Origin of the sequence: Desulfobacter hydrogenophilus (assembly GCF_004319545.1) — a bacterium.
GTDB lineage: Bacteria > Desulfobacterota > Desulfobacteria > Desulfobacterales > Desulfobacteraceae > Desulfobacter > Desulfobacter hydrogenophilus.
In genome coordinates, this window is sequence record NZ_CP036313.1 from 4706153 (window position 1) to 4726240 (window position 20088).

General features: G+C 48.1%; 23 protein-coding genes. 11 read left to right on the forward strand and 12 right to left on the reverse strand.

Annotation, left to right across the window (positions count from 1 at the left end):
• Positions 1-97: 97 nt before the first annotated feature.
• Positions 98-286 (reverse strand): helix-turn-helix domain-containing protein, encoded by a 189-nt coding sequence (locus EYB58_RS20920; RefSeq protein WP_111960586.1) that lies wholly within the window; start codon positions 284-286, stop codon positions 98-100.
• Positions 287-611: 325 nt separating this feature from the next.
• On the opposite strand from EYB58_RS20920, the gene EYB58_RS20925 reads away from it, so the two are divergent.
• From EYB58_RS20925 to EYB58_RS20950, 6 genes are read left to right on the forward strand one after another with little or no spacing between them, the layout of a single operon-like run.
• Positions 612-1388: a DUF3450 domain-containing protein gene (locus tag EYB58_RS20925; protein WP_242637464.1), complete on the forward strand. Its 777-nt coding sequence runs from the start codon at positions 612-614 to the stop codon at positions 1386-1388.
• 26 nt (positions 1389-1414) lie between these two features.
• Positions 1415-2827 carry a MotA/TolQ/ExbB proton channel family protein gene (locus EYB58_RS20930; protein WP_111960588.1) on the forward strand — a complete coding sequence of 471 codons (1413 nt, stop codon included), beginning with the start codon at positions 1415-1417 and terminating at the stop codon, positions 2825-2827.
• Positions 2811-3413 carry a MotA/TolQ/ExbB proton channel family protein gene (locus tag EYB58_RS20935; RefSeq protein ID WP_242637465.1) on the forward strand — a complete coding sequence of 201 codons (603 nt, stop codon included), beginning with the start codon at positions 2811-2813 and terminating at the stop codon, positions 3411-3413. Before EYB58_RS20930 ends, EYB58_RS20935 begins: the two co-directional genes overlap by 17 nt.
• On the forward strand, positions 3413-3835 hold the full coding sequence (locus tag EYB58_RS20940; RefSeq protein WP_111960590.1) for an ExbD/TolR family protein: 423 nt from the start codon (positions 3413-3415) through the stop codon (positions 3833-3835). The genes EYB58_RS20935 and EYB58_RS20940 overlap by 1 nt, the downstream gene beginning before the upstream one ends.
• Entirely contained in the window at positions 3835-4539 is a 705-nt protein-coding gene (locus EYB58_RS20945) for an energy transducer TonB (protein ID WP_111960592.1), read from the forward strand. The genes EYB58_RS20940 and EYB58_RS20945 overlap by 1 nt, the downstream gene beginning before the upstream one ends.
• The gene (locus EYB58_RS20950; RefSeq protein ID WP_242637466.1) at positions 4539-5759 is read left to right on the forward strand and encodes a tetratricopeptide repeat protein; all 1221 of its coding nucleotides are present in this window, start codon (positions 4539-4541) and stop codon (positions 5757-5759) included. Before EYB58_RS20945 ends, EYB58_RS20950 begins: the two co-directional genes overlap by 1 nt.
• 146 nt (positions 5760-5905) lie before the next feature.
• On the opposite strand, the gene EYB58_RS24545 is transcribed toward EYB58_RS20950, so the two are convergent.
• Positions 5906-6040, reverse strand: a complete 135-nt coding sequence (locus EYB58_RS24545; protein WP_278186275.1) for a hypothetical protein — start codon at positions 6038-6040, stop codon at positions 5906-5908.
• 22 nt (positions 6041-6062) lie between these two features.
• Here EYB58_RS24545 and EYB58_RS23395 point away from each other — a divergent pair, with 22 nt between their 5' ends.
• A complete protein-coding gene (locus tag EYB58_RS23395) occupies positions 6063-6239 on the forward strand; it encodes a hypothetical protein (RefSeq protein ID WP_165477789.1) in 177 nt (58 codons plus the stop codon).
• A 138-nt stretch (positions 6240-6377) separates the two neighbouring features.
• Here the strand turns inward: EYB58_RS23395 and EYB58_RS25035 are convergent, their stop codons facing one another.
• Both EYB58_RS25035 and EYB58_RS20960 read right to left on the reverse strand, forming a co-directional pair.
• On the reverse strand, positions 6378-6827 hold the full coding sequence (locus EYB58_RS25035) for a BON domain-containing protein (RefSeq protein ID WP_428840411.1): 450 nt from the start codon (positions 6825-6827) through the stop codon (positions 6378-6380).
• A 167-nt stretch (positions 6828-6994) separates the two neighbouring features.
• Positions 6995-7276: a hypothetical protein gene (locus tag EYB58_RS20960; RefSeq protein ID WP_111960596.1), complete on the reverse strand. Its 282-nt coding sequence runs from the start codon at positions 7274-7276 to the stop codon at positions 6995-6997.
• A 200-nt stretch (positions 7277-7476) separates the two neighbouring features.
• Between EYB58_RS20960 and tnpA the strand changes: the two genes are divergently transcribed.
• Positions 7477-7908, forward strand: a complete 432-nt coding sequence (gene tnpA / locus EYB58_RS20965) for an IS200/IS605 family transposase (protein WP_131071982.1) — start codon at positions 7477-7479, stop codon at positions 7906-7908.
• A 356-nt stretch (positions 7909-8264) separates the two neighbouring features.
• Here tnpA and EYB58_RS20970 read toward each other — a convergent pair whose 3' ends face one another.
• Positions 8265-9368, reverse strand: a complete 1104-nt coding sequence (locus EYB58_RS20970; RefSeq protein ID WP_111960829.1) for an endonuclease/exonuclease/phosphatase family protein — start codon at positions 9366-9368, stop codon at positions 8265-8267.
• Positions 9369-9792: 424 nt separating this feature from the next.
• Between EYB58_RS20970 and EYB58_RS20975 the strand changes: the two genes are divergently transcribed.
• From EYB58_RS20975 to EYB58_RS24930, 3 genes are all read left to right on the forward strand, one after another.
• Positions 9793-10152 (forward strand): reverse transcriptase domain-containing protein, encoded by a 360-nt coding sequence (locus EYB58_RS20975; protein WP_242637467.1) that lies wholly within the window; start codon positions 9793-9795, stop codon positions 10150-10152.
• 184 nt (positions 10153-10336) lie between these two features.
• The gene (locus EYB58_RS20980; protein WP_170299865.1) at positions 10337-11767 is read left to right on the forward strand and encodes a transposase; all 1431 of its coding nucleotides are present in this window, start codon (positions 10337-10339) and stop codon (positions 11765-11767) included.
• Between the two features lie 179 nt (positions 11768-11946).
• Complete coding sequence (locus tag EYB58_RS24930; protein WP_423201863.1) at positions 11947-12171, forward strand: group II intron maturase-specific domain-containing protein; 225 nt, start codon at positions 11947-11949, stop codon at positions 12169-12171.
• 128 nt (positions 12172-12299) lie between these two features.
• On the opposite strand, the gene EYB58_RS20990 is transcribed toward EYB58_RS24930, so the two are convergent.
• The 7 genes from EYB58_RS20990 to EYB58_RS21020 form a co-directional block, all read right to left on the reverse strand.
• Complete coding sequence (locus EYB58_RS20990) at positions 12300-14234, reverse strand: TonB-dependent receptor plug domain-containing protein (RefSeq protein ID WP_163354629.1); 1935 nt, start codon at positions 14232-14234, stop codon at positions 12300-12302.
• A gap of 174 nt (positions 14235-14408) precedes the next feature.
• The gene (locus EYB58_RS20995) at positions 14409-14558 is read right to left on the reverse strand and encodes a flavodoxin family protein (protein WP_207309095.1); all 150 of its coding nucleotides are present in this window, start codon (positions 14556-14558) and stop codon (positions 14409-14411) included.
• A 21-nt stretch (positions 14559-14579) separates the two neighbouring features.
• Entirely contained in the window at positions 14580-15995 is a 1416-nt protein-coding gene (locus EYB58_RS21000) for an ABC transporter ATP-binding protein (RefSeq protein ID WP_111960232.1), read from the reverse strand.
• On the reverse strand, positions 15992-16741 hold the full coding sequence (locus EYB58_RS21005) for an energy-coupling factor transporter transmembrane component T family protein (RefSeq protein ID WP_111960230.1): 750 nt from the start codon (positions 16739-16741) through the stop codon (positions 15992-15994). Before EYB58_RS21005 ends, EYB58_RS21000 begins: the two co-directional genes overlap by 4 nt.
• Positions 16719-17264, reverse strand: coding sequence for an MptD family putative ECF transporter S component (locus EYB58_RS21010; RefSeq protein WP_111960228.1), 546 nt, complete (start codon positions 17262-17264; stop codon positions 16719-16721). Before EYB58_RS21010 ends, EYB58_RS21005 begins: the two co-directional genes overlap by 23 nt.
• Complete coding sequence (hutW, locus tag EYB58_RS21015; protein WP_111960226.1) at positions 17261-18661, reverse strand: heme anaerobic degradation radical SAM methyltransferase ChuW/HutW; 1401 nt, start codon at positions 18659-18661, stop codon at positions 17261-17263. The genes EYB58_RS21010 and hutW overlap by 4 nt, the downstream gene beginning before the upstream one ends.
• Before the next feature lie 301 nt (positions 18662-18962).
• Complete coding sequence (locus EYB58_RS21020; protein ID WP_111960224.1) at positions 18963-19961, reverse strand: LacI family DNA-binding transcriptional regulator; 999 nt, start codon at positions 19959-19961, stop codon at positions 18963-18965.
• Positions 19962-20088: the final 127 nt, after the last annotated feature.

Here is a 20088-nt window from a genome sequence, read left to right on the forward strand (position 1 = left end):
AAGAAGGGCTAAAGGCTTTTTGCTGTGGATAGAACGGATCAGGCCACCTTTCCAGGCTCCGAAGTAATTGGAAGATGTCCCAACATTCTTGCCTTTTTTAATGTCCCGGGGTTGATGTGGAACTGCCGTTTGAAGGCGCTGCAAAATGGCTGATATTGGTATCGCCTACCTCTCCGGCAACCTCGGTAACGGACATGTCGCCTTCCCGGAGCAGATACCAGGCTTTTTCCATTTTTACTTTCTGAAGATAGGTATAATCGCTTTTGAAGAAAGCCGGATAGTTCATGACATACCGAAATTTTAAATTTTAGCAACACTACCTGCGAGCCATAAGGAAACAGCCGCCGGGGGATTACCGGCGGCTGTTTCAATGGGACTACGCTGAGAAAATTATGGGCCAGTTTGCACTTGTAAAATAACACTGACAGGAACATATGATATATTTTGTTATATGCCAATTAAAAAGTTTATTTCTTTGAGTTAATTAATTCAATACGCTATTTAATGAGGAACTTATTTTTTTAAAGAGAACAAAAATATTAGTTGCAACAAATAAATTTATGAGCTATATAGCGCCAAAAAAGAAATTATTCAATTCAAGGAGGTTCACTGTGCCCCAAAAAATGTCCCCATTCCTTTCAGCAGGACTGGCTGCCCTGCTCTTTTTCACGCCCTGCGCGGCAATTGCCGCAGCCTCCGTCACAGGAGAAATACGCACGGACATTTCCAAAACCATGGATACCGAAAAGCATGTCCAGAATATGAAAACCAACTGGAAGGATGAAGCAAGGGAGCTTGCCGACCGGCTGGAGCTTCTGGAAAAAGAAGCTGTCGACCTTGAAAACTATCTTAAAAAGCAAAACCTGCGCCTGACCCTTGAAGAGAAAAAATATGAGGAAAACCTGCGGCGGGACAAAGAGACCGCCCGGGTGAAAAGCGAGCTGTCCGGTTTTCTGGACCGGGTGCTGGTATCCCTTGAAGCCGGCATTGCGGCAGACCTGCCTTTCCTTGCCCAGGAACGGGCCGGCCGTATTGCCTCTTTAAAAGAAATGATGGTAGACCCGGAAGAATCGCCGGCAGAAAAATTCAGACGGGTATTTGAAGCCCTGCAAATTGAAGCCGAATACGGCACCACCATTGAAGTCACCCAGGAAACCATCAGTCTCGGCGGCAGGGATATCCTTGTGGATGTGTTCCGCCTGGGCCGGGTATCCCTGCTCTGCCAGTCTCTGGATCAGAAAAAAAGCGCTGTATTTGATCCGGCGGCAGCCCAATGGCAGCCACTGCCCGAAAGCCAAAATCGAGATATAGCCCAAGCCATTGCCATGGCCCGGCTGGAAAGAAGTATTGAACTGGTAAAACTGCCCCTTGGTAAAATTCTGAAATAAAACGCACGAGGTAAGGATTCCTGACAATGAAAAAACGAATCATAATTTCCATTCTCGCCTGGGTTTGTATAGGCCTTATTGCCGGGTCCGGCCATGCCCGGGATATGCGCCAGGCGGCCGTGGAAGCAAAAAAGCAGCTGCATCAAGCAAAACAGAACCTTAAATCCGTTACGGCGGATATCCAGAAGGACAAGGCCACCCTGACCCGGGAAATAAAGAGCCTATCCGACCGGGTAGCAATCCTCAACACCAGCATAAAAGAGAAAACCGACCGCATCACCTATTTTACCCTGGAAAATCAAAAACTGGCAGAAAAGGCCGCCCAGGGCCAAGCGGAACTGGATGAACTTTCCGGTGCCGTGCGGGTGGCCGCAGGCAACCTCAAATCACTGCTCACAGCATCTGTTTACACGGCCAGGGATAATGGCCGACTGGATAAACTTACCCCCATGCTTGACACCAACCGGTTTCCGGGCCTGGACGACATGGGGGCCATAGCCGATCTTTTTATGGAAGAGATGACCCTGACCGCAGGCATCGATTTGGAAACCATGGCATTTGTTTCCGACACCGGCGAACAGGTAAAAGGCGAAGTTCTTACCCTTGGCGGTTTCACCAGTGCATACCGCGCAGGGAAAAAAACCGGATTTTTAAATTACTCCCCGGAAACCGGCCGACTTTACGCCTTATCCGCACTACCCAAAAGAAGCATACAAAAAAGCCTGTCAACATACATGAACGGGAACTCAGACAGTGTTTACATCGATATTTCCCGGGGCGGTGCCCTGCGCCAGATCACCCACCGGCAGACCCTTAAAGACCAAATCGAAAAGGGAGGCATGCTGGTCTGGCCCATCCTGGCCCTGGGAGTGTTTGCCGTATTCATCGGCATTGAGCGGAGTCTATTCCTGAGCAGGGTTCATTCCAATACGGATAAAGTGATGGGAAAGGTCAACCAATTGGCGGCCCAGGGGGCCTGGGAGGAGTGCGATCAAATGGTTGAAGCTAAAAAAATCCCGGTGCACAATGTACTCAAATCGGGACTCAATGCCAGGCAGGAATGTCGGGAAACCGTTGAAAGCGTTCTCCAGGAGTCCATTCTCAAAGAACTGCCAAGGCTTGAGCGATTTTTGCCCATGCTCAACATCATGGGCGCCATTGCCCCGCTGCTGGGCCTGCTGGGCACGGTCACCGGCATGATCTCCACCTTCCATGTCATCACCCTATACGGCACCGGCGATCCCAGGATGATGTCAGGGGGGATCTCCACGGCCCTGGTCACCACCATGCTGGGCCTAGGCGTGGCCATCCCCATCATGCTGCTGTATACCTTCCTTACCCGCCAGGTGGACCACGTCATCGGCGATATGGAAGAAAAAGCCGTGACCCTGACCAATATTATTTTCAGGGAGGCCTGTACCTGTGAATGCGCTGAGTAACCAGACAGAACAAATCTTCACCTACCTGAGCCAGGGCGGTTTGGTCATGGTTCCGCTGATATTCTGCTCTTTTGTCATGTGGACCTTGATCCTGGACCGGGTGCTTTTTTTTTCCCGGCTGGAAAAAAAAGACATAGAGCTTCACACCCTGGTCAGAATCATGGAAAAAGGAAACCTGCCGGGAAAAGTCAGGGGCATGCGGGCCAACCTGGTCCGGCACCTAATGGCCAACCGCACCCGGAACACTGCAGTGGATAAAGGAATTGTAGATCAATGCGCCATGGCCATGCGCCCTTATCTTGAACAGTACCTTGCCGCCATTGCGGTTCTGGCGGCCGTATCTCCTTTGTTCGGCCTGCTTGGCACCGTCACAGGGATGATCACCACCTTTGACGTGATTACCCTTTTTGGTACAGGCAATGCAAAAGCCATGGCCGGGGGCATCTCCGAAGCCCTGGTCACCACCCAGAGCGGCCTGGTGGTCTCCATTCCCGGATTTTTCATGAGCGTCTTGCTTTACAAACAGTCGGCACGGGCAAAGTCCAGGCTCACCGAAGCCGTATCCATCCTCAAAAGGAGTCTGTAATGATAAATGTACGCGGTTCCCTGCGCATGAGGAACAAGGAAATGGGCATCAACATGTCCCCCCTCATCGACCTGGTATTTCTTCTGCTCATATTTTTCATGGTTACCACAAGTTTTGTCAGGGAAACCGGCATTGACGTCCAGCGCCCTTCGGCCTCCTCGGCTGCCCTGACGGAAAACGGAAACATTCTTGTAGCGGTATCGCCGGAGGGAAGCATCCACTTTGACGGCCGGCAAATCGATATCCGGAGCCTGCGGTCCCATATCACCCGGGCCTTGTCCGAAAACCCCGAAGGCGCTGTGGTTATTGTGGCGGACAAAATCAGCTACACCGGTAAAGTGATCCAGGTCATGGACCAATGCCGTTTGGCCGGTGCCAAACAGGTGAGTATCGCCGCCTCCAAAGATAACGGCGGTGCCTGATGGAGACCGAGGCACGCAGACAGGTTCGCAGGTCCTACCTGATCCAGGCCTTTTTCGGAGCGGCCCTGATCAACCTGGCCCTGTTCGGTATACTGCCCGGGCTCATCCACATGGACAAAACATCTAACGACCTTGAAAGCCTGAACACCGTCAATTTTATCCGGTTAAAAAACCAGCCTCCGCCCCCTAAGCCCAAAAACACCCCGGATAAAAAAAAAGAGCCGGAAAAAGCGCCGGAAAAAATCCACAGAATAGCCCGCCAAAAGCAGATGGTACCCAAAAAACAATTACAGCTTAACATGCCGGCTTTGGACCTTGATATTGATCCCAGGATTTCCGGGGGAATCCCCATGATTGCACCGCCCAAGGCCCCTGTGCCCCAAACCGCCGCATCGGATTTTAACGCCGTCATGGATGAAACTGCCGTGGACACCATTCCCGTTCCCAAATTCAAGCGCAGTCCGCAGTATCCTTACCGGGCCAAACGCATGGGCATGGAAGGGGAAGTAAAAATAAGATTCCTGGTCAGCAAAGAGGGTGAGGTATCCCAGATCGAAATCCTGGAATCCAATCCCCCGAAAGTATTTGACCAAAGTGTACTCAATGCCGTTTCGTCTTGGAAATACACCCCGGGCGAACTCATGGGCAGGAAGGTGGCCACCCGGGTTACCACCAGCATCATCTTTAAACTGGAGGGACAATAATGAAGCAATGTATGGAAGGATTCACAGTTTTTTTGTTTCTGATAACTATTTTTTCCGGCACTGCGGCCTATAGCCAGCCCAAAGAGGCTCCTCAAGGGGCCTGCCCCGATGAACAGACCCTGACCCGGGATGCACGACTCTTTCTTTCAGAGGCCCAGAAGTTGATGGCCGAAAACAAATTGAATCAGGCCAGTAAGCAGCTGACCCAATTCATTGCCCAGCACCCCGATGAAAACCATGCCTATGTTACTTTCACCTTGGCAGGACTCAATTTGGAGATGGGAAAAATGGAAACAGCCGTCGCTTTTTACGAAAAAACCCTTGCGTTGTGTCCGGCCTATGCCCCGGCCTGGCAGAACCTGGGAAAAATCTGCTACGATCTGGGACGCTTTGAGCGTGCAGCCCAAGCGTTGGAAAAAACCTGGGAATTGACCGGGCGCACCAATCACACCCTGCGCTTCCATTCGGCGGTGGCAAGGCTGTCTGCTAAGCAGCCTGCCAAGGCCCTGCCCCACCTTGAATTTCTCACCTCGGGCCAGGCCGGTCCCCCTGAAGAAAACTGGGTCAAATTAATGGTCCAGCTTTCCATTGAAAACAAAAAATCTGCCAAAGCCCTTAAAACCGTAGAACGCCTTCTGGCAATTCCCAATGCCAAACCCTATCTGCTCCGCCTTGCCGCGTCCTTGAACCTGGCTCTTAACAACCATAAAAAAGCGGCCCAAAACCTGTCGGCCTACGGCCTTATCACTCCCCTTCCCCTCAGGGAGCAGACCCTGCTGGCCGACCTTTACAATAACATTGGCATCCCGGCCCTGGCCGCGAAAAACTATGAAAAGGCCCTGGCGTTAAAATCCAGCCTCAAACTCTACGAGCGACTGGCATCGGCCTGGTTTGATGCGTGCGAAATGAACAAAGCCCTGGCTGCAGTGAAACAGGGCCTCAAAGCCTATCCCCATTCCCATGCCATGTGGAAGCTTAAGGGATGGATCCATTACGAAGCAAAGGTCTTCAATAAGGCCTCAAGCGCCTTTGCCAAAGCCCTTGTGCTCAACAAAAAGGATGCCAAATCCCTGTTCATGCACGGCCTGTGCGCCTGCCGGGCCGGCCACACCGACCAGGCCCGCAAAATACTGAAACAGGCGGCCGCCCACCGCCGCTACAAAACCCAGGCCATGGCTTTGATTCGGCAAATGGATGCAGTTGATACAACCAAGGGGTAAGGCCCACCCCCCACTTTTCTTGGCTGAGAAATTATAACATATAAACGCTCATCGCGGATTAGTTTGAAAACGTTGGATCTACATTCTTCTCTATATCAAGAAAGGTGGAAATAATTCTCCATCTGATAAGACCTTTGTCACTTTTTTCATATGATGGCTTTGTGCCGGCGGGACGTCCCATCATCCCCAGCGGTACCATATACCCGGATGCGTGACTGGATCGTTCTGGGCGTTCTCAACGGATTGGTGGTGACCTTGATTTCCCTGGTTTTGAGGATCACAAATAGCTCTTAAATAAGGGCCATGGAAACAATAAAATCCACCATGCAGCTTGTCTTTTTACCTGGTTTCTGCGTTGCGTCAATGCGCAGACAGCCCAATATATTCGCATTGACGCGCCTTGAAACCAGGCAAAAATCCGTCGCTCTATTGGTGGATTTTAAAATTTCCATGACCCTAAAGGAAGAACTGTCTTTGTAAAAAATAATCCTATGTTAAGACTCAGTGTCACAAAAATGCCCGGGAAAAACATTCCAGCAGATATCAGGAACCTTGCGTAATGTATTCCCGGACACATAAATCCTTATTATTTAATAGACATTTTTTTATATGAAAGTTTCAATAAGTTACTGAATTACTTTCATGCTTTGTTGTGGGTTGAGCCTCGGTATTGATAGACCAAGCTATCCCATGGCTGTTATGCCGAATAATGTCTAATATAAGAATCAGGTTGGTGGTGGTGTCCGCCTGCCCATTATCAATGAAACAATGAAAACGATTAAGAATATAAAAAACAGTATTTTTGCGATCCCCGCGGAAGCACCGGCAATTCCGCCAAAACCAAGAACGCCTGCTACAAGCGCAATGATTAAAAATAATAGAGCCCAGGAAAGCATAAGATATCTCCTTAAGTTTATTGTTCACACGGTATACACAGCTGGTATTTTCAGCCAGCTTGTGCGCCATTTGTTTTTCGACTTCGGATGAAACCATCCCGCTGAGCGTTGCGACTCCGCCGTCTGCATCGACATCAATATTCATTCCACTGATTTTTCGATTCCACAGCAGGTTTGACTATACTCTTGCAACGGTTCTCGCATTGCCGACGGTCTCTTTAAAACCTGTTGAATGTTCTTTCCGAGCAGGGGGGAAAACTTTAATGTTGTCAACAACTCCCAGGACTTATATTAAAGCAGCCCTTCGACTTCTTCATCATGTAAGGTATCTCGGAGTTATCAGTTCGTGGTATCCTTTATCTTATCTCCGGCGTCTTCTACAGTATCACCGGCTTTCTCAATAGCACTATCCATTTTCTCCTTGGCTTCTTCCATAGTATCACCGGCTTTCTCAATAGCACTATCCATTTTCTCCTCGGCTTCTTCTACAGTTTCACCGGTTTTCTCAATAACGTTATCCACTTTCCCCCCGGCATCTTCCATTGGACCCTCTTTTTCACAACCCATGAGCATCAATGCTGTTGAGAATAGCGACACTACAATTAATTTTTTTAGATTCATAACTCTTCTCCTAATTCAGGTTTACGTTTAAGTCCTAAACTGAGCACGACTTTCTGTTATTCTCAAATTACTTCCTGTAATAATTCTATTGGGTAAACCTCCACCTCCGGTGGAGGACTCGAAAAGTTTGACAGTTCCGGGAGTTGAAAATAAACAACCTTCCTTAAGTTAGCCGCTCAAAGCTATTAAAGGAAGGTTGTATGAAAGATTATAAAAGTTTAAAGCATTCAAAGTGGTATTGCAAGTATCATGTGGTTTGGATTCCAAAATATCGGAAGAAAGTTATTTACGGGCAATTACGTCGGGAACTGGGGTCAATACTACATGGTTTGGCAAAACAAAAAGAATGCGAGATCGAAGAAGGACATTTGATGACAGACCATGTTCATATGCTGATCTCCATTCCACCCAAATTTGCCGTGGCTCAGGTAGTTGGGTTCATCAAGGGGAAAAGTGCTATTCAGATAGCACGTCAGTTTTGTGGTAAAAAAAGGAACTATAATGGTGAAAAATTTTGGGCCAGAGGTTATTTTGCATCAACAGTAGGAATCGACGAACAAATTGTTCGAGCATATATCCGGCATCAAGAAAAAGAGGATCAACGTTGCGAACAGATGAACTTGTTTGATTAAACCGCGCCTTTAGGCGCTTTTAAAAGACCGCTTTGAGCGGTTAACAATCAAGCCCCCAGTTTCACTGGGGGTCATGACTTTTTTAAATGAGTATAGTTAACCATATTCAAAGGGAAATATATGTATACGTTCAATCCCAGAGAAAGAATGTCTGGAATTAAAAACCAGGCAGGCTATTGGAAATCCATACAGCAAAAAGCTTTTTTGCTGGAAAAGGGATTCAATCAAGAAATAATAGTGTCGTTCTTATATCATGATAAATCTTATTTGGGGGGTTGGTTTTAACTTCGTCCAACAGTCTGCCATATCATACCGTAACTGGTATATTTAAACTATTAGATCAGTATGTTATCAGCTTATTTTTCAAGATCTGACCCCATTTCGTTTGGGTTGGGTACATCCTTCGCACTTGCGCCCTGTTCTTCTGCGATAGATCGAGCCCACAATTTGTCATCGGTTTCGACCATCAAACCCTCCTGATCTTTACCCCGCACTGGGCTGTATGACAACTCTGTCAGCAGAGCAAAATGATCCGAACCAAAGTAAGGCAAACGTTTAATCGAACTTACGGTAAAATGATGACTGTGAAACAGATGATCCAACGGCCAACGGACAAATGGGTATTTGGCATGAAACGTATTGAACATTCCCCGTCCCACCCGCGGATCCAGTAATCCGCTGAGCTTGCGAAACAAGCGTGTCGTTGCTGACCAGGCTACATCATTGAGGTCTCCTGTCACGACAACAGGCTGATCACTGTCCACTATGCTCCGGGCAACAATCACCAGTTCCGCATCCCGTTCCTCAGATTCGGGATTCTCTTTGGGGCTGGGGGGAGCAGGATGAAGAAAATGCGTGCGTACCAGGTCGCCCGAGCGCAACTTGATTTGGACGTGCATTGAGGGAATATCGTCCTCAACAAGGTATGATATTTCCGTGTTCTCAAGCGGCAAGCGAGAGTATACATGCATGCCGTAGAGATTGTCCAAGGGACATTTAATGCTGTAGGGCATGTCAGCTTGTAGCGTATCGAGATGACGTTGCCACCACTGATCAGACTCCAGCGTCACGAGTACATCCGGCGCGTATTGGCTGACCAGTTTCAAAAAAGCGTCGAATTGCCTGTTGGGTGTTAATACGTTGGCCGTGAGAATGCTGAGTTTGCGATCGGGGTTAGGATTTTTTGTCGTTTTAACTTCTGATCGCCAGAGAACCGTGTATGGCATGATCCACCACAGCTGCCAGGCCAAGCACACCAGTGTGATACTAATGAGAGTCCAAGTCTGGTTTTTTGCAAGGTCCAGCGAAATGACTTGTATCAGGATTAATAATGATGCAGCGGCCGCCAGTTGCATGCGTGGAAAGTCCATTCCCCTTACCAGCCAATGAGGATGGCGCCATAAAGGTAATAGCGTAGCCGTAACCAACATGGCGGTAGCAATAACAATCGGTATCTCCATGATTTACCCCGTTTTAGCCGTTCTACAGCGGGCGCGGCTTTTTGTGTTTCGCTGCAAGAGCCTTGTGTGTGCTGGCACGGCACATGTTCTTAAAAGTGAGTCAAATGTATAAAATTCCAATACATTTGGCAAGTCTTAGACCCAGCCTGATGGAGGACAAGGGTGTAGTGGTATGGCAACGGGGTCTCGGTGACGATGCTTCGAAAGGGAGCCGTCCTGCTGAGGCAGGGCACCACAAAAGTAAGGGATGACGTACAGAAATCGGGTATGAGGCGCATAGACCGGGACGAGCCGGCACAACAAGGTAAAGTCCTCTATCCATTATAGGGTGTATCCGTAAACCCGGCATTCACGTACTGAAAGGCATGTGTTTACCCCGGGAGGTCTCCTATGTGCCAACAAAGGAGACCCTGGAGTATACGGTATGAAAACCCGTCAACTTGGGAGCTACCTGGCAAAGTACTGGCCTGAAATCGAGCGAGACCTGCTTAACTGTAAGCATAAACCGCTGCCGGTGAAAAGGAAGGAAATTCCCAAACCGGACGGCGGTGTCCGTTTACTTGGAATACCCGCAGTGCTGGACCGGTTTACCCGGCAGGCCATCTCCCAGATCCTGGAACAGGTATGGGAGCCCTTTTTCTCTGAATGCAGCTATGGATTCAAGCCAGGCAGATCCGCACACGATGCGGTAATGCAGGGTAAAAGGTACATGGTTAAAGGTTATCCATATGTCGTGGATATGGACCTGTCAAAATTTTTCGACCGTGAAGCTCAAACTCGATGATCCAGTTTTTTTGAGGGAAGACCAGGTAATCAGTATTGAAAAATGCAAAGGCTGGTCAAGTCGATGCTATAATACCAATTTTCCAAACTGATATCTCACTCATCGGTTGGCCAGCCTTCAATGAGCAGAGTAAAATAAATGTTATTTGAATACAATAGTTCAATTGCAGTATAACACCTCATTTATGAAAATAAGGAATGAGGCGGATGTGTTAATAAATAAGCTGTTGCCGTTTGTTGAAAAGTATACTGATTCACTGAATACTGAATTAACACAGTCATCCCCAGGAATGACCTTAAGCAAATCACAAAAATTCTGGCTGGGTTTCTGCATCACTGGAATCATCTTGACCAGCAGCATCAATTGGGCTGCTTTTTCACGTATCAGTGTGGGATTGTATAAAACTACAGCTCTTTCCTGGATGTTTCGCCATTCTAAAATTGCTTGGGAGCATCTGTTTCATCTCAGCCTTAAAATTATTTTCAAAGTATATGGCATTACCAAAGGTGTTGTCAGTATTGATGATTCCGATAAAAAGCGTAGTAAATGCACAACAAAAATTTTTGGAGTCCACAAAATAAAAGACAAATCAACGGGTGGTTTTTGCATGGGGCAAGGCTTAGTATTTTTGGTGTTGATAACACCAAAACTCAGCTTTCCAATTGGCTACGCCTTTCATATTCCTGATCCAAAAATCAGCGAATGGACCAAGGAGGATAAAAGATTAAAAAAGGCTGGCGTACCAAAATCAGAACGCCCAAAAAAACCGGTGCGCTCAGAAGAATATCCTACCATTCCAATGATTGCCAAGGCTCTTTTAAAAATATTTGTAGAGAAACACCCGGAAATAAAAATAGAAGCGATTGTTGCAGATGCCTTATATGGGAATGCTGAGTTCATGGATGAAGCGTCTAAAATTGCAGGAAACGCCCAAGTTATCAGCCAAATAAGGTACAATCAAAATATTTTACTCAAGAGCGATAAAAAATCAGTTGAAACATATTTTAAAAATATTCAACCAATTCAAAAGACCATACATGTACGTGGAGGTAAAGAGGTTGTTGTACTCATTAAAAGTGCCAGAATACATGTGTGTGCTCATAAGAAAAAAAGATTTGTCATTGCAATAAAATACATTGGAGAAAAGGACTATCGGTATCTTGCCGCTTCGGATCTGACCTGGCGATATCCTGATATCATAGACGCATTTACACTCAGATGGTTAGTAGAGGTTTTTATTCAAGACCATAAGACGAATGAAGGCTGGGGAAATTTGACCAAACAACCTGATGAAGACGGGTCTTACAGAAGTTTGACCCTGAGTCTGTTGGTTGATCATTGTCTCCTGCTTCATCCTGACCAGGTGGCCTCGATAAATAACAAACTGCACGCAAGAACTGTTGGCAGCCTATGTGACACCGTCAAAGTTGACTGCATCTTATCCTTTGTCGAACAAATCATTCATAGTGATGACCCAGAATCCCATTTCAAGCAGATCTCGGTATTTTTAAAAGAGCATTTTGTAAAGGCAAACGATTCTCAAAAGCACATGAATCTAAATTCTTGGGGGAATTATCAATCCGCCCCATCATTAAAATACAAAGCATTCTGTTAGCATGGGGATAATAACTGCCAGCGAGGTCTCATGTCAATTTTTAAAAACTGGATCATCGAGTCAAACTCAAAGCAAACCAGGATAAAAGTGCTGTCAGCAGACCGTGGTTGCGCAAATTTCTTGAATTCAGATATTTCCCAATGTGTGGACAGTCAAAGATTCGGATTCATGCCAAGAGTATGGAACGGTTCAAGGACAAAGTCCGGAAATTAATCAGCCGCAAGTGGGGTAAAAGTCTGTGGCTGGTCATTCAGGGTTTGAACCAATACTTTCGGGGATGGTGGAATTATTTTCGGTTTACAGAGGCCAAATCCTTCCTTAAAAGGGCTCAAGATCTGGATAATGCGAAGACTGCGAACTCTTGTTTGGAAACAATGGAAAAATCCCAAAACCAGGGTTCGTAACCTTCAAAAACTCAGTCAATAGTCCGGCTATTAACAAAAAATTTGAGAAAATTGGTTCTCATTCTCATGAGATTTCGCTTCGATCCCCTAATTTTAAACAGGCTCTTAAACTTTTAAGTTAATGGGGGTTAAAATTTAAAATTCATGCCGGCATAAATCATTCTGCCGGCAATATCATAGGGCATGTCGTCCAAGTCTTCGTCACTGATATTATCAACCCCTAAACGAAGGGTGATGCTATCATAGAACGTTTTGGAAATCTGGGCGTTGAAAAGGATAAAATCATCGCACTCCTCTTCGTCATCTATCTGTTCACCCGTATAATTGGCACCCACCGTGGCATGGATATCCCATGGCAGGGTTGCGTTGAGCCGGACATTGACGGTGTGTCTGGGCCGGTTCTCCAAGTCTTTTCCTGTTGAGTCATCCTCGGTGTCCAGATAGTGGTACCCGATGCGGATGTTGTAGTCTTGTGTGATATCCTGGGACAGTTCGCATTCAAATCCCTGTATGGTCACGCTGTCCACATTGGTATATATTTTTTCGCTGGAAGATCCCGGCAGGTATTCCGTGTCAATCAGGTTGTTCACATCGGTTTTGTATACCGCTGCCTTGAACTCCATGGTGTCCGTGAAAAATTCATACCCAAGTTCAACGGATTTTGAAGTTTCCGGCTGAAGGTCGTCGTTGCCGGATATGGTGATGCCTCTCATGGCTGTGGCCACGTAAGATGATGAATTTTGGGTCACGGTGGGTGCCATAAACCCTTCTCCGTAGTTGACCCTTATGCGGTGATGTTCCCCAAGTTTATAAAGCGCCCCGATTTTTGGAGACCACTCCCCGTTGAATTTTTCATGGTAATCATACCGGGTACCCAAGGTGATAATAAACGCCTCTGTGATATTGATTTCGTCCTGGAGAAATATCGAGGTGTTGTCCATATCATCGGCAAAATTTTTGTCTGAGCCGGCATCCTTGTCATATGCTTTTTCATAATCTTGGTTTTTGAACTCAGCGCCTGTGACAATATATTGATTTTTAAAGGCGGCAATATCAACTTCCCCCCGGATCACAGAATCGGTCATGTTGTGGGTGTACCCGCCCGTGGAACTGGTGGTTGTATAATGGGTATCAGAATCGGTCACATAGGCGTCAAAGTCCAGGGTTACGGAATTGAATTCCTTGTTGTATCCCACCGAGTAGTTTTTTCGGTCAATGTCATAATATAAGACATTATCGACCTCGAGCCGGTCTTCGTTGCCCTGGCCGTAGGAAGCTTCAATGTACTGGGTCTCGTCAATATCAAACTGAATTTTTGCCAAACCGTTGTTGATTTCCTTACCTTCTATTTTGGTTTCTGTGCTGTCGTTCTCGTCCCTTGACGGGTCCCGGTCACTGTGTTCCGCACTGGCGAACAGTGAGAGCCGGTCTGCAATCCTGCCGCCCACACTCAGGCCGAGTTTGAATTCATCGCCGCCGTCATCACTGCTGTCGCCGTAGCTGACATCAACGTCTCCGTAAAATTTTTTACTGCTCTTTTTGGTGATGATGTTGACAACACCGCCAATGGCCTGGGAACCGTAGATGGAACTCATGGGGCCCTTGATCACTTCAATGCGTTCTATGGCATCCATGGGCACCCAGTTGTACTCAAAATCGGAATGCCCGATCTGGGCATCGGACCCGGATACTTTTTTCCCGTCTACCAGGATCAAAACATGGCCGGTGGCTGAACCGCGGATGCTGATATTCTGCCGCCCATATACAGATGAGCTATTGACACTAGGATTAATCCCAGCCTGTTCAATCAGCACATCCTTGATGGAAGCTGCATTGGATGAGACGATATCTTCTGCTGTAATGATGGTTGAAGAGACTGGTATGTCATGATCTGCCTGATTGGATTTGGCGGTGACCACCATTTTTTTTTCTACGGAAGCGGTTTCTTCTTCGGTCTGGACGGTTGCGTCTGATGTGTCAGCTGCAAGGGTATAATTTGCTGTGCCTGTCCCTGCAATGGCAGCCACTGCGGCCGCCATAAAAAAAATTTTCCATTTCTTCATTCTTTTTCCTTTCTTTTTCGCGTTCCTTAAATATCGCATAACAGGTGCTTGACGGACTGCCATGGATCTGGTACGCAAAAATTGTTTATCCGTTTTTCAACGGGTTTAAACCACGGAAAGGCAGGCCTGCCGGCCAAGGTATCGGCCTGCCTTTCCAACTTTTTTTTGGGGGGCTTAGGCAGGCTTCTTTCCGGCAGCTGTTTGTGCCAGTTCAACAAACAGTGCCCGGGCATCTGCCAGGTCTTTTTCATCCGGATGTTTAGCCGCCTCTTCAAGCCTGGCTTTGCGTTCCGGGGTCATACTGTGATGGGGATCGTCCTTCATCTTTGTTTCCATCATCAATGTTTAAACAGGCTTTGATAGTGGCATGGACAGGGTACAGTCGCAGGCCATGTCCATGAGTTCAAGGTCATGGGTGATCACCAGAACCATGGTCCCTTTCCGGGCCATGTCGATCATCACCTTTGCAATCATTTTCATGTTGGTGCCGTCCAGTCCGCTGGTGGGTTCATCCAAAATCAGGATATCCGGGGCTTTTACCAGGGCTGCGGCAATGACAAGCCGCTGTTTTTGTCCCCCGGACAGGGACTGGGGGTGGCGAAGACAAAATGAATCTAAACCGAAACGAGCCGTGACATCCGCCACAGTACTGTCCCGGTCAGGATTGTTCCGGGCGGCAATGGCAAGTTCCCGGCTCACGGTTTTCATATGAAGCTGGTGGTCGGTATTCTGCAGCACAATACTGCCCCGGGCCAACAGATCCTTTGGCCGGAGCGGTGTGCCGTTGACCCGGACGGCACCGGTTTTAAATGGCAAAAGACCTGTCAAAAGACGGGCCAGGGTGGTTTTCCCCGTGCCGTTTGCGCCTGTAACGGCAACCACCTGTCCCATGGGTAGTTCAAATGACGCATCCTGGAAAAGCAGCGGCTTTTTTTTATATCCAAAGGTCAGATTTTTTACATCAATGCGGTTGTCTGCACAGCCTTGCGGGGGCGCATAACACTGGGCTGCAGGAAGATAAGGCTCAACAACATCCGGTTTTCTCAAGCCGAATTTTTTGCGCAGATCATTATTTTTCAAAAATTCAAACGTCCCCTGGCAGGCCAGGCGTCCCTGGTCCAGGACAAGGACCTTATCAACAAGGTTTTTTAGCCAGTAAAGCCGGTGATCCACAATAAATAACGTGATGCCCCGGCGTTTAAGGTCCATGAGGTGGCCGGCCAGCTCCCGAGTCGCGCTTGGGTCAAGATTGGCCGAAGGTTCATCCAGGATAACGATATCCGGGGCAATGCACATAATACCAGCCAAAGCCAGTTTCTGTTTTTCCCCCTGGGACAGGTCAAAAATCATGTTGTCCATAAGGTGGGTGATGCCGAATCTGTCAGCCTCATGATGGGTGATATTTTCGATCTTTTCAACGGATTGGCCCCGGCATTCCAGGGCAAACGTGAGTTCATCCCGGGCTCTGAGGGCGAAGAACTGGCTTTCCGGGTCCTGGAACATGGTGCCCACATGAGATGACAGCGCCTTGACCGGGGTTTGTGCCGTATCTTTTCCCGCCACCCGGACCCGGCCGGACAACGTGCCTTTGTGAAAATGGGGGGCAAGCCCGTTGATCAGGCGTATCAGTGTGGATTTGCCTGATCCGCTGGCCCCGGTACAGACAACCGTCTCTGCGTTGGAAACAGAAAATGATATATCCGCCACAGCCGGTTTTTCCTGGAACGGGTAGGTGTAAAATACATGATCAAATTCAATCAAAACAGTTTCTCCGCGGCAATGCTGCCAAAGGTAAGCACCAGCACACAGGCCGTCGCAACGATGTCCCAGGCACCGGGCTTGGGCGACGGCATTTTTGTCATGGGTGTATTTGCATCCATGCCCTTGAGTTCTGCGGCCACGGATAACGTATCAGCCGAGCGCAGGGCGCGAATGGTTAACGGTACCACAAGAAGGCGGACAACCAGGAAAGGATGCAGGGTGACAAATTGAATGCCCGGATTAAACCCCTTGATCCGCATGCTTTCACGGATAAGTTTTACGTCGTTTATAAATTCAGGGATAAACCGGATCATTACCGATGCCGGCAGATAAATAACAAAAGGCAGGCCAAGGGTTTTAAGGCCGGTCATAACATCCTGGATCCGGCTGGACACGGCCAGGGCAAAAACTGTGTTCACCAGGACCAGGACCCGTAGAAAAGGGTTGAAAAATGCGCCCGGGCCGGCTTCGCCGATTTCCGGCCAGAATATCAGCATGATGCGGATACAGCCCATGGCAATGGCAAACATGACACCCACACCGCACCATGTCACGGCCAAAACCCTGACCCGGCCATGGGCCAGGGCATAGATAAGGCTGGCCAGGGCCAGAACCCCAAGGGCCGGAGATGACTGGATAAATATGATGCCTGCGGAACAGACGAGGCAGATCAGCATCCGGGTCCGTACATCTATAAAATTTTTGGGCAGAAGGCTTGCAGAATTATTCACGGATAATGCCGGCATGGCGAAGCTCCTTAACAAATATAATGCCTGTACCAAGCCCCATGAGACAGCCAACGTAGCCTAATGCCACCACCATAACCCCCATGATAAACATGCCCATCTGTTCCTGGTACAGAAAATAGGAATATCCAAGGGAAACGGCCCGGGACAGAAAATCAAACAGGGCAATACCAAGGATCAGGCGTATGGGTTTGTGGAACCCGTTCCATGGCGCAATGAACAGATCGCACACAAAGCCTGAAATGATTACCCCTGCAATGCTCATGGGGTTGCCGCCCATCAGCAGTAGGGATACCAGGGTGCTGATGACTGAAAACAGGGTGAGTACACCAAATTTTCTGATTTTGTATACCAGGATGATGAGCAGGGATGTGGCCACTGTATTTTTAAGTACAAGGGTCACCGGGTTCATTCCACCGCCGGCCAGGGCGATGAGCATGGTTGAAATTTTGATCAGTCCTGTGAAGGTGCCGATGAGTATGAGTTCGGAAGGATCCCAGTAATCCGACGCAAACAGGTTCATGACGAAGCGGTGCTTATTTGTTTATAATAGTCAATCATGCCCTGGGCCAGGTTGATCTGCCAGAACTGTCCGGCCAGGGTCAAGGTGATCCAACCCTGGTCCAATGTGATGAGTCCGGCGCGTTCCCACTGGTCCGTCAGGGGGACAAAAATGGTTTCAAGGTCCAGTCCCAGGGTTTTTCCGGCACCCCGCAGGTCCATATATCCCAGTTCCAGGCTGCCTGAAATCAGGCGGATTAAGTTGGCATGGGCCGGCGGGCTCATGATGCGTGTCACGGGCTTGGTTTTCCCTGCTGTTGCAAGGTAGGTCCCAAGATTTCCGTCCAGAAAAATCATATGTCCGTTTACACTGCCACCTGCCCCGGAACCATAGGCCAGGCAGTCTGCCTTTTCCTTCATGGCCAGGTTATAGAGATTTCGCTCCCTGAATTTTCGACCCCAGTGGCTGATGGACAGCCTCCGGTATCTGGCAAGGTTCATGCGGTTCACGCCCGCTTCAAACATCAACGCCCGCTGGGCCTGGTCTGCCAATGTTTTGAATCGGCCGGCCCTGGCTGCCTTATCAAGGCCGCTGCCGGGGAAACGGATAAGTTGATAAAGATCCACGCCGTCCAGTTCCAGTTTCAAAAAGGTGTCAACGTCCTTTTCCCAGATTGTCATGGTTTGATCGGGCAGCCCGAAAATCAGATCAATGATGATGGCGGCATGGTTGGTCTGTTTAAGGCGTAAAAGGCTTTCCATGACGGTTTGTCTGTCGGCCAAACGGCCTAAGCTTGTACGGATGTTGGTATCAAAGCTCTGGACCCCGATGGAAAACCGGTTGGCCCCGCCTTCAATGCAGGCTTCAATTTTTTCATCCGTAAGGTCACTGGCCCTGCCCTCCACAGTGATTTCGCAGTCATTGGCCAAGGGCAGGCAGCGGTGCACGGTGTCAAGCACCTGTTTTAGATGATTACTTTCAAGGGCTATCGGCGTACCGCCGCCCAGATAGACGGAATTAACAGGATGGCTTTGCACCAAATCCAAATCCTGGTCAGCTTCAAGTTCCCGAATCAGGGCTTTGGCATATGCCTGCATTTTGTCTTGTTGGGCAAAGTTGGCAAAAAAACCGCAATAGAGGCAATGGGTGCGGCAGAAGGGAATGTGGATATATGCACTGGTTTTGCCCCGACGCTGTGTCTTTGAAAGGGTGTGCCATACCCCGGCAGTCTTTTCCTGTGGCACGGGCGTGCCCCCAAGACCGGCATGCACCACGGTTTTTTTCTTAAATGCGCCGGTGAGCGGATTATCACAGATTTCAGCAAAATAATGGTGGTCAAAAGAAGTGTTGCCAAAGGTCTCCAGCAGTTTGAGTTTTGCGTTGGCGTCCTGGTGAGCGGTGCTGATTTCCTGTTTCATGGATAGGGCCAAACTCCTTTTCAGGGTGTCGTTGGAAGGAATATCTCTTGATTTTTTTATTTCATGTGACTTCTAAAGTTATCTATATAAAACTATTTATCATGTCAAGAATGTTTTTGTGATAGAATTTATAAATTCACCCCAGCTGAATATCTTAGATATACAAGAACCCCCCTGGACATCAAGCATGAATATTTTATATGATGAAATTTTTGCCATGGTCGAAGCAAGAAAAAAACATGCCCACATAAAATGGGTGAAAAGTGGAGCGACCGAATTCGTACTTGAGCCTCAATACCTCTTAATTCTGACAACCACAGGACTGCCGGACAATTAATCTGCTTTTCAGAGTAACCTGTCGAGTAGAGCGATTCGGATTCTGAATTCTTTTGATGAGTAATTCGGTAGCCGTTCGGCCGATTTCATGGGTGGGCTGCTCGATTACGGTTAGGGCCGGTACGACAAGTTTGGCCCAGGTGGTTTCGTCAAAACTGGCAAAGGCGATTTCTTCAGGAATCGCTTTTTTGCTTTCTCGAAGTGCACGCAGCGCGCCAGCGGCCAGCAGACTGTTGCTGGTGAAAATAGCATCGGGCGGTTCAGGTAGCTGAATCAACTTTATGGTCGTGTTAAATCCGTCTTCTTCTCGGGGATTGGTGTATTTAATCAAATCGGATGATTGCTGGATATTGTGATCTTTTAGCGCCGATAGGAGGCCCTCCCTTCGTTCGCGGCCGGTGGTGCTGCCGATACCGAAGATAGCGCCAATGCGACGATGACCATGTTCGATCAGGTGGCTTATTATGGTGTAAGCCGACTGCACATTGTCAATCAAAATATTGTCAACCGCACCATTGTTCACCCTCCGGTCAATCACAACCATCGGGATATCAAGCTCGGATATTTTGGTAAAATTGTCAGCGGTTTGGCGTGTTGCAGATAAAATGATGCCGGCTACGTTTTCATCCCGGAGAAGATGCAGATAAAGAATCTCTTTTTCGGGATTTTCATCATTGTTGCAGAGTATTACGCTATAGCCTTGTTCGTAGGCGGCATCCTCAACGGCCCGGCTGATTTGTTGAAAAAATGGATTTTCAATATCGGAAACAATTAACCCGATCACCTTTGATGTCCTGGATCGAAGATTTCGAGCAATCCGATTCGGGCTATAATTCAATTCTTTAACCACTGCCTTCACGCGATCCCTGACTTCCCGACGCACATAGGGTTTCTCGGCAAGCACGCGTGACACGGTTGCCGTTGATACGCCGGCTGATATAGCTACATCTTTAATGCTTACCATTTTCCTTTGAGCCCCTTGCGCAAATAAAGTCGAGATTCCAGTTTTATTTGTCCTCTACACTTAATTTATGTAAACGTTATCATTAAATTTGTCAAGACAGATCTTTTGCCCTGCCGGTTGTTTCAGG

Bases quoted from the DNA above. Each gene is read 5' to 3' on its own strand.
- EYB58_RS20920 (WP_111960586.1), bottom strand. From the start codon at position 286: ATGAACTATCCGGCTTTCTTCAAAAGCGATTATACCTATCTTCAGAAA.
- EYB58_RS20930 (WP_111960588.1), top strand. From the start codon at position 1,415: ATGAAAAAACGAATCATAATTTCCATTCTCGCCTGGGTTTGTATAGGC.
- EYB58_RS20940 (WP_111960590.1), top strand. From the start codon at position 3,413: ATGATAAATGTACGCGGTTCCCTGCGCATGAGGAACAAGGAAATGGGC.
- EYB58_RS20945 (WP_111960592.1), top strand. From the start codon at position 3,835: ATGGAGACCGAGGCACGCAGACAGGTTCGCAGGTCCTACCTGATCCAG.
- EYB58_RS20950 (WP_242637466.1), top strand. From the start codon at position 4,539: ATGAAGCAATGTATGGAAGGATTCACAGTTTTTTTGTTTCTGATAACT.
- EYB58_RS23395 (WP_165477789.1), top strand. From the start codon at position 6,063: ATGGAAACAATAAAATCCACCATGCAGCTTGTCTTTTTACCTGGTTTC.
- EYB58_RS20960 (WP_111960596.1), bottom strand. From the start codon at position 7,276: ATGAATCTAAAAAAATTAATTGTAGTGTCGCTATTCTCAACAGCATTG.
- tnpA (WP_131071982.1), top strand. From the start codon at position 7,477: ATGAAAGATTATAAAAGTTTAAAGCATTCAAAGTGGTATTGCAAGTAT.
- EYB58_RS20970 (WP_111960829.1), bottom strand. From the start codon at position 9,368: ATGGAGATACCGATTGTTATTGCTACCGCCATGTTGGTTACGGCTACG.
- EYB58_RS20975 (WP_242637467.1), top strand. From the start codon at position 9,793: ATGAAAACCCGTCAACTTGGGAGCTACCTGGCAAAGTACTGGCCTGAA.
- EYB58_RS20980 (WP_170299865.1), top strand. From the start codon at position 10,337: ATGAAAATAAGGAATGAGGCGGATGTGTTAATAAATAAGCTGTTGCCG.
- EYB58_RS24930 (WP_423201863.1), top strand. From the start codon at position 11,947: ATGGAACGGTTCAAGGACAAAGTCCGGAAATTAATCAGCCGCAAGTGG.
- EYB58_RS20990 (WP_163354629.1), bottom strand. From the start codon at position 14,234: ATGAAGAAATGGAAAATTTTTTTTATGGCGGCCGCAGTGGCTGCCATT.
- EYB58_RS20995 (WP_207309095.1), bottom strand. From the start codon at position 14,558: ATGAAGGACGATCCCCATCACAGTATGACCCCGGAACGCAAAGCCAGG.
- EYB58_RS21005 (WP_111960230.1), bottom strand. From the start codon at position 16,741: ATGCCGGCATTATCCGTGAATAATTCTGCAAGCCTTCTGCCCAAAAAT.
- EYB58_RS21010 (WP_111960228.1), bottom strand. From the start codon at position 17,264: ATGAACCTGTTTGCGTCGGATTACTGGGATCCTTCCGAACTCATACTC.
- hutW (WP_111960226.1), bottom strand. From the start codon at position 18,661: ATGAAACAGGAAATCAGCACCGCTCACCAGGACGCCAACGCAAAACTC.
- EYB58_RS21020 (WP_111960224.1), bottom strand. From the start codon at position 19,961: ATGGTAAGCATTAAAGATGTAGCTATATCAGCCGGCGTATCAACGGCA.